General features: G+C 38.5%; 6 protein-coding genes. 2 read left to right on the top strand and 4 right to left on the bottom strand.

What is annotated here, in order from left to right; genetic code table 11:
* Window positions 1-381: 381 nt before the first annotated feature.
* The 4 genes from JHC30_07420 to JHC30_07405 are packed head-to-tail and all read right to left on the bottom strand — an operon-like array spanning window position 382 to window position 7,010.
* Complete coding sequence (locus JHC30_07420; protein MCI4463976.1) at window positions 382-2,157, bottom strand: hypothetical protein; 1,776 nt, start codon at window positions 2,155-2,157, stop codon at window positions 382-384.
* Complete coding sequence (rsmG, locus tag JHC30_07415; GenBank protein MCI4463975.1) at window positions 2,139-2,864, bottom strand: 16S rRNA (guanine(527)-N(7))-methyltransferase RsmG; 726 nt, start codon at window positions 2,862-2,864, stop codon at window positions 2,139-2,141. The genes JHC30_07420 and rsmG overlap by 19 nt, the downstream gene beginning before the upstream one ends.
* Window positions 2,861-5,467 (bottom strand): ATP-dependent chaperone ClpB, encoded by a 2,607-nt coding sequence (gene clpB / locus JHC30_07410; protein ID MCI4463974.1) that lies wholly within the window; start codon window positions 5,465-5,467, stop codon window positions 2,861-2,863. Before clpB ends, rsmG begins: the two co-directional genes overlap by 4 nt.
* Before the next feature lies 1 nt (window position 5,468).
* On the bottom strand, window positions 5,469-7,010 hold the full coding sequence (locus JHC30_07405) for a GGDEF domain-containing protein (GenBank protein MCI4463973.1): 1,542 nt from the start codon (window positions 7,008-7,010) through the stop codon (window positions 5,469-5,471).
* Between the two features lie 89 nt (window positions 7,011-7,099).
* Between JHC30_07405 and JHC30_07400 the strand changes: the two genes are divergently transcribed.
* Together JHC30_07400 and JHC30_07395 are read left to right on the top strand one after the other, a co-directional pair.
* The gene (locus tag JHC30_07400) at window positions 7,100-8,023 is read left to right on the top strand and encodes a branched-chain amino acid transaminase (protein ID MCI4463972.1); all 924 of its coding nucleotides are present in this window, start codon (window positions 7,100-7,102) and stop codon (window positions 8,021-8,023) included.
* Between the two features lie 141 nt (window positions 8,024-8,164).
* Window positions 8,165-8,734 carry a biotin transporter BioY gene (locus JHC30_07395; GenBank protein MCI4463971.1) on the top strand — a complete coding sequence of 190 codons (570 nt, stop codon included), beginning with the start codon at window positions 8,165-8,167 and terminating at the stop codon, window positions 8,732-8,734.

The following is an 8,734-nucleotide window of genomic DNA, read 5'->3' as shown; positions in this document are numbered from 1 at the left end:
TTTGATACCTTTAATGATTCAGAACTAAGAAAGATAAAAGAACTAATGGAGAATTTTGCAGATAGAGTAGAAATAAGATAACCCCACACAGTCATCCTGAGCAAAGCGAAGGATCTCCCAATATTGGGAAGGATGCCCCCTTCCCAACCGACACAAAGTGTCGTCCTGAGCGTAGCGAAGGATCTCCGCCTTTTCCCCAAAAACGGCTTTTTTATTGCGTCATTCCGAACGAAGTGAGGAATCTCCTCCGTTTATGTTTTTTGGGTGGAGTTCGAGGGGAGGGTCAGTCCACCTCTTCGATTTAAAAGAGGAGACCCCTCACTGCGTTCGGGGTGACATGGGGTAGGAATACCCATTACTATCAGATGGATATATTTACTTTCAGTGCATAAACATCATAACATCAGTGCCGTCAATTTTGAGGTTTGAGTCGAGGTCGCACTGTGGAACAAAGCCATTATCCATATATTTTTTACCAAAAACGCTTTCAAGTATCTTTAGATCGTCTTCATTAACAACTGAGTCAAAGTTAAAATCCCTCATATCAAAGCCTTTAAGGGATAAAGGATAACTATTTGAAAATTTATCTCCTTTTACTACCACAGCGCCGTCAACAATACCCCTTACAACACCTTTAATTACAAGGGTATTAGAGTAATTTGCTCTCACAATGTTAAAGAACCAATCAAAAATTGGCTTGTTATTTGAATCTTCAAAATACACTTCTTTTACAAAAAGCCCTTTTGGTAGAATCACAAAATATGGCAAATCGTTCTTCACTCTTACTGTAAAATCCTTTGTAACCTCGTCATACTTAAAATCGTAAAGCAAATCCTTATCAAAAGGTGCTACAATCTGAGCGTTTTCGCCTCTCACATAATTGAGAGAGACTATCGGAAGCCCATAAATATTAAAGTCATAGATATTTAAAAGACCACTTTCAACGGGGTCTTCTATATCTTTATACAAGAAATTGCTATAGAAGTATTCAAAGGAGTTATAAAGAGCCTCCCCAATATTTTCACCCTCGTAGAGGTTTTTTGCAAAATAATACATAATACTTGATGAGCCACCGTCATCTTCCTTTCGAAAATAAGAAGGTGTATAAGAAACTTCCCTTGAGCCTATGAAGGCAACCGATCCATTTTTAAGAAATGCATATCCGAGGTTGTCTGACCCTTGAAGGTTGAGGCAACTTCCTGAGAATACTATCGCATTCGTCGAAAATTTATCCCCTGAGGTTATAAAAGGCGTATAAATAAATTCGCCATCTTCAGGGACGCCGTTTTTGTTTTTATCAATCCAGGTTTCAGTATATGAGGCAGTTTGTGACCCATGTGCATCCCATAAGATTAGTGTTGCATCTTTTGCCTTGTTTATAAAGTTTTCCTTGTTCAAAGGCAGGTTACAATCATAAATCGATGGAAAATCTCCCCCTTTTTCGTAAAGCGTTATCGCTTCAGGGAAAAATCTCTCTTTAAGGATTTCCATAAGGCGTGCACCGTCACCTGTGAGAATCTTTCCACCATCATAAATCTCACCTGGAAAAGAAATAAAGGATGAAGCAAGAAGAACCGAAGGCTTTTTGTTTAAAAATGCTTTCAAGTTTTTAAAATATACCTCAAACTCCTCATCACTTTTAAAAGGAAGCCTTGAAACAATAAACCTGAAGCGAACTCCTGAATTCAAAATATCATCGTAAAACTCTCCAAATGTTCCATCATGGTCGAAGTCAATATCCTGGAGGGCAAAAAACATATCTGACTTAACAGATTTCGGAGAAAACGAGCCTGAAGTTGTGATTGTTAAAGTTCCGGGTTCTAAGTCAGTTTCGCTTAAGGCAATAAGCAAATACCCGGAATTGAAGTGAGAAAAAAGATATTCTCTTACAATTAAAGGGTCTTGTGAACCGATATTCTCAAGCGTTACATAAAAGTAGTTGTATTGTGGAAAAATGCTTTCAATTTCCTTTAGTGTGAGAACAAACTTGCTTTTTGTTAGGATTATAAAATTTTCTCCAAGTTTACTCTGGGAAGAAAAATCCTGTGGAAAACTTGTCCTTGAAAAAGCATTAAACTGGATACTAAAACTGAGCAATAACGCAACTAAGATTACGAAAAACTTCTTAAGTGCCTTTTTTATGCAAACTCTCCCCACTTTTTGAGGTCCCTTAGCATTGAACTATAACTTCTCGGGTAGCGCTTTGGTGTGTACCACTCTTTTTTAATTGAAATTATATAACGCTCAATAGAGTCGTTAAGTTTGTAAGGGAAAACCCGATCTACCGAGCCGCCTAATTCCTCAATAAAAATCTTAAAGATATCCAATTTCTCAAGGTCTTTTGCGCCTTTGTAAAGAAGAAGGTGCCCTCCAACCTTAACAAAAGGAAGCCCAATCTCGAGATTTATAGGAATTTTACCAAATTCACGCTCTGAAACTACATCAAAACTTTCCCTTAAGGTGTCCTTTGCAAGGTCCTCTGCACGCGCATTATAGACATTTGCATCAGTAAAAGCAAGACGCTCAAGGAGAATTTGAAGGAATGTTGCCTTTTTCTTTTGAGATTCAATAAGTGATAGTTTTACATCCCTTTTTACGATTTTCACAGGCACTCCTGGGAATCCTGCACCACTTCCAACATCGAGGAAACTTGAAAAGTTATCCACAACCTTAAAGACCATTAGAGAGTCAATAAAATGCTTGTATATTATGCCATCTTCATCACGAACTGCTGTAAGGTTCATATTGGAATTCCAATCGAGAAGAAGATTTTTATAGACCTCAAAGTATGTAAGTGCCGCTTCATCAAAGGGGAGGGAGGAAGAAGTGAGAGCCTCCCTCAATTTTTCGGTAAATTCACTCATTTAAGCCTGAACTTAACCTCGCCTTTATCCATATAGGCAACTACTTCGCCTTTCTCTATATCCTCACGGAGTATAAATTCTGCAAGCGGGTTTTCAATGTATTTCTGTATTGCACGCCTCAAAGGACGCGCACCGTACATTGGGTCGTATCCTTTGTTTATAATAAATGTCTTTACATCATCTTCAAATTCGACAATAATGCCTTTCTCCTTGAGTTTTTCGTTTGTCTTTGAAAGAAGAAGATCCACAATCGCCTTGAGCTCCCTGAGGGTAAGAGGGTTGAATACAACGATCTCGTCAACTCTGTTAAGGAACTCTGGACGGAAGATATGTCTCATCTCTTCATAGACTCTTTCAACAACACGCTCATACTGTTCTTTATACTCCGCAGTCCCAGGTATGGCGTTAATCTCTGAAATATACTTGCTTCCAATGTTTGAAGTCATTATGATGATTGTGTTCTTGAAGTCAACAGTCCTTCCCTTCGAGTCGGTGAGCCTGCCATCATCAAGCACCTGAAGGAGAATATTAAATACATCAGGATGCGCTTTTTCTATCTCATCAAGGAGAATAACAGAATATGGTTGTCTTCTTACCGCCTCGGTGAGTTGGCCGCCCTCTTCATAACCAACATATCCTGGAGGCGCACCTATTAGCCTTGACACAGAGAATTTCTCCATATACTCTGACATATCTATCCTTATAAGTGCTTTTTCTGTATCAAAAAGTGCTTCTGCAAGTGCCTTTGCAAGTTCTGTTTTACCGACACCAGTTGGTCCAAGGAAGATGAAAGAGCCAATTGGCCTGTTGGGGTCAGAAAGCCCTGCGCGCGCACGCCTTATCGCATTGGATACTGCTTCAACTGCCTGATCTTGTCCTACGACACGCTTTTTAAGTGTCTCTTCAAGGTTGAGTAGTTTTTCCTTCTCTGTCTTTAACATCTTTGAAACAGGAATGCCAGTCCACTTTGATACAACCTGAGCAACTTCCTCTTCTCCAACCTCTTCTTTAAGAAGAGGATTATCACCTTGCACCTGTTTTAACTCATTATACTTTGCTTCAAGTTGCTTATTGAGGTTTGGAATGTCGCCATAGAGAATTTTTGCTGCGGTATCAAGGTCACCCTGACTTTGGGCAAGGTTTGCTTTTGTTTTAAGTTCCTCAATCTGAGATTTAATTTTTCTTATCTCCTCAATGATGGATTTTTCTTTTCTCCACTTAAGGGTAAGGGCATCTACGGATTCTTTAAGGTTTGCAATCTCCTTCTCAATATCCTGAAGGCGTGCCTTTGATTCTTCGTCAGTCTCTTTTTCAAGGGCTCTTCTCTCCATTTCGAGGAGTTTTAGTTTTCGAGTAAGTTCATCTAATTCAACAGGCATACTGTCAATTTGCATTCTCAATAGAGACGCCGCTTCATCAATAAGGTCGATTGCCTTGTCTGGTAGGAATCTATCAGTTATGTACCTGTGGGAAAGTTTTGCTGCAGCGACAAGTGCTGAATCCTTAATTCTAACTCCATGGTGGACTTCATACCTTTCTTTAAGTCCTCTCAATATTGCAATCGTCTCTTCTACCGATGGCTCCTTCACAAGAACTGGCTGGAATCTTCTTTGAAGTGCTGCATCTTTTTCGATATACTTCCTGTATTCGTCAATCGTTGTTGCACCAATAGTCCTTATCTCTCCTCTTGCAAGTGCTGGCTTTAGCATATTTGAAGCATCCATTCCACCTTCGCCTGTTGCACCTGCACCAACTATCGTGTGTATTTCGTCGATAAATAGAATAATCTGCCCTTCTGATTTTTTAAGTTCATCGAGGACTGCCTTTAATCTCTCTTCAAACTCTCCTCTGAACTTTGTGCCTGCAACAAGCGCTCCCATATCAAGCTGGAAGATTGTTTTATCTTTGAGGGTTTCAGGGACATCGCCTGACACAATTCGCTGTGCAATACCTTCAACTATTGCAGTTTTTCCAACGCCTGCTTCACCTATAAGAATTGGATTGTTTTTAGTACGCCTTGAAAGGATTTGAATTGTCCTTCTTATTTCCTCGTCTCTACCAATTACAGGGTCAAGTTTTCCTTCTTTTGCAAGCTTAACAAGGTCTCTTCCGTATTTCTCGAGTACCTTTACTTTTTCTTCAGGTGTCCTATCTTCCACTTTCTTACCTCCTCTTATTGATTGAATTGCTGCTAAAACATTCTGCCTATTTATACCATATTTTGCATAAATTTGACCAATTTCGTAATCAGTAAGAGATGCCAAAAACAGGTGTTCGGTTGATATAAATTCATCTCCAAGCGCCTTTGCTTCGGATTCAGCCCTTGCAAATAGAGCATTTAGTCTGTTTGTTACATAAAATTGAGAATCTTCCTTAACATAGGATTTGGGGAATCTTTCAATTCTTGTATAGAGTTCCTTTATAATTTCGTTTTTAGGTGCACCGATACTTTCAAGAATCATCGGCACAAAGCCATCTTGCTGGTTAATAAGCGCAACAAGAAGATGTTCAACATCCACTGCCTCGTTACCGTAAGTTACTGCAATACTCTTTGCATCAAGAAGGGCTTCCTGAACCTTCTCAGTAAACTTGTTCTGATCCATCCTATACCACCTCCTTAAATATTATTAAGTAAAAAGTCCTCCCAAAACTTTTTAATGCACTTGCTGTACACTCAATATTATAATACTTTTCGCCATATTTGACGCTAAAAGAGAAAGCTTTTCCAAGGTTTTCAGGGTCGGAAATAAAAGTTTTAAGTGGTCTTAAAAGATCAAGGTCTTTGATTGCCTTACCATAAACTTTTCTAATATCGACATTAAAGACATTTTTGAAAGTTTCATTTACCCTAAGGGCTTTAAACTCGTCATCGATGATTACCTCAGGCAGGGGCGCTTTATCAAAAACAAGTTTAAACATAAACTCTCTTATCTTCAAATCCGAAATCTTCTTAAGCCTTGCTTCTTCGATTTCCTTTGAATAAAACACAAAGTTATTAGTTCCTGTTGCCTTTGCCTCATACATCGCAATATCGCCTTTTCTTAAGAGTTCTTCTAATGTTTTCCCATCGTCAGGGCAAACTGCAATACCTATGTTTACACCGACATCTATCTTCAAGTCGCCTTCCTTAAATGGTTCAGAAAATACATTTACCATCTTAACTGCAATCGAAACGATATCTTCAATATTTTTAACTTCGTCAAAAACCACAACAAATTCATCCCCTCCAAAGCGGATAACGGAATCAGTTTTTCTAACACTTTTTACGAGTTTGTTTGCAACATACTTTAGGACTTTATCACCAACATCGTGCCCATAGGTGTCGTTAATATCCTTAAATCTATTCACATCAATAAAGAAAAGCGCAACTTTTGAACCGACTCTTTCTGCCCTTGCTTTCTCCATATTAAACCTATCTTCGAGAAGATACCTATTTGGAAGACCAGTAAGAATGTCATGTGTTGCCTGGTAGTAAAAGGCTTCCTGGATTTTCTTTAAATCCCTTATATCCTCATAAACTTCAATAATACCAACCTTTTTACCTTTTAAAATAAACGGCGAACCCGATACAAGCACCGGAATTTTTCTACCATCTTTTGCAAGGCGAGTCCTTTCTACCCTTATATAGCCAGTCTCGGTTGCAACTTCATCAAGTGCATACCCATCCTGAACTTCTTCTTCTGGAACAATGAGTTTATTAAGATCTTTTCCTATGATCTCTTCTTTTTTGTAGCCAAACAACCTTTCAAACTGAGGGTTAACATCTAAAATGCGAGATTCATTATCAAGGAGGACAGTTGCAACGGGAAGCCCATAATTTGTTTCTCTAAAAGCAGAAATTATATCCTGTGGGATAATTCTCATAACAATTGCATACGGCTTTTCAGAGTGTTCGCTTATCTCAAAAATAAATTCATTATTATCCTTACTGAGTTTAACTTCAAGAGGTTTTTCTAAGATTGAAAAAGCCTTCAAGGCATTCTTTATAAATTCGCTTGATTCCGCTAATTCTTTAAGATTCGTTACCTTAGGCAATTTTAATGTTTGAAAGAAATCTTTCTCCTCCTTAAGCCTTCCCTCTAAAAGGCTTTTAAAGGTTTTTACTCTCCTTTTAAAGACAAACACGGCGTAAGGATTTGGTTCCATTTCGCTTCTCCTTTCATTTCATTATAAAGAATTTTGCATTTTCAAAAAAATTGATATAATCATAAAATTTGTAGTGTAGGGAGGTTATCGTGAAAGAGGCAAAATTTATTTACTTTAACGGCGAATTTGTGGAGTGGAACAAGGCAAGCATCCACATCCTTTCGCATGTAATCCAGTATGGTTCAGGTGTGTTTGAAGGCATAAGGGCATACGAAACAAAACTTGGGACTGCTATATTCAGAGCATACGACCACTATAAAAGGCTTAAAGAATCAATGAAGATGTATCGAATGGAAACAAGCGAGACTGTTGAGGATTATATTAACATAACAAAAGAACTTCTCATAAAAAATGGGCTTAAGAGCGCGTATATAAGACCTGTAGTCTATAGGGGACTTGGGCCAATTTCTCCAAACCCATTGCATGCACCAGTAGAAACTGCAATTGCAGCGTTTGAAATGCCAAACCTCTTTGATGAAAAAGTTGAAAAAGGGATAAATGTGTGTGTTTCTTCCTACAGGCGATTTGCGCCTGACACAATTCCTGCAGTCGCAAAGGCAACAGGAAACTATCTTAATTCCCAGCTTGCAATGATGGAAGCAGAACTCAACGGCTTTGATGAAGCGGTTATGCTCGACATTTATGGAAACATTTCTGAAGGACCTGGCGAAAACATATTCCTTGTAAAAGATGGAGCACTCTTTACGCCTTCGCTAACAAACTCGATACTGAAAGGTATTACAAGAGATTCAATAATAAAAATTGCAGGGCTTCTTAATATTCCTGTTTACGAGCAAGACCTACCAAGAGAAATGCTTTACGCAGCAGATGAGGTGTTCTTCTGTGGCACGGCAGCAGAAATTACTCCAATAGTTTCAGTTGACAGGATTAAAGTTGGCGATGGCTCGGTTGGGACGATTACACGAATGCTTATAGGCAAATTTAGGGAAATAGTATATGAAGGAAAAGACCCGTTCAACTGGCTTGAGTTTGTAGAGGCAGAGGGATATTAAATAGGTTTAATTTGTACCACAATAATTTTTAAAAAATTTTAAGGAATTCTTCATAAAACTATTGACTCATAGGCAAGTCCTGTGGTATAATTTTGCGTATTTTTTAAAAAATCTATGGGACAAATCTATGGGAGGTAGTAGATGGAAAGTATCGCTTTGTCAAGGTCTGAGAAGAGGATTCTAAACCTTGGAATCCTTGGTAAAGTCACCCTTACCTTGATGTTTGTCCTGATAACAGCGCTCTCATCAAAGGTAAAGGTGTTTCTTCCCTTCTCACCTGTTCCAATTACTCTTCAAACATTTTCGGTAATTCTTTCGGGAATTGTTTTAAAGGAGTTTGGTGCATTTTCTCAAGTTATCTATTTAGTGCTTGGAATTTTGGGATTAGGTTTATTTGCTAACGGCGGTGGCGTAAACTATGTATCCTCGCCAACTTTTGGGTATGTTGTAGGGTTTGTCTTTGCTTCTTACATTGCAGGGTATTTTACAAAGCGCTACAGCAATTCAAGAATGCTCATTTTAGGGCTTATGATCGCAAACCTTGCAATCTATGTGCCAGGGCTTTTATGGCTTTATGTTGTACTTTCTAAGGGTGGCAATGCAGTAAGCCTTCAGTACATTTTAAGCATTGGCTTCCTGCCCTTTGTGATTGGTGACATCTTAAAGATTTTTGCATCCCTTGGCTTTGCAAAGGCAATAAAAAGAATATAA

The organism is Caldisericum sp., assembly GCA_022759145.1.
Taxonomy (GTDB): Bacteria; Caldisericota; Caldisericia; order Caldisericales; family Caldisericaceae; genus Caldisericum.
This window is presented reverse-complemented; position numbering and strand designations above follow the sequence as displayed.

What these genes read in the sequence shown, in the direction of transcription:
- rsmG (MCI4463975.1), bottom strand. Translation starts at nt 2,864, where the DNA reads ATGAGTGAATTTACCGAAAAATTGAGGGAGGCTCTCACTTCTTCCTCC.
- clpB (MCI4463974.1), bottom strand. Translation starts at nt 5,467, where the DNA reads ATGGATCAGAACAAGTTTACTGAGAAGGTTCAGGAAGCCCTTCTTGAT.
- JHC30_07405 (MCI4463973.1), bottom strand. Translation starts at nt 7,010, where the DNA reads ATGGAACCAAATCCTTACGCCGTGTTTGTCTTTAAAAGGAGAGTAAAA.
- JHC30_07395 (MCI4463971.1), top strand. Translation starts at nt 8,165, where the DNA reads ATGGAAAGTATCGCTTTGTCAAGGTCTGAGAAGAGGATTCTAAACCTT.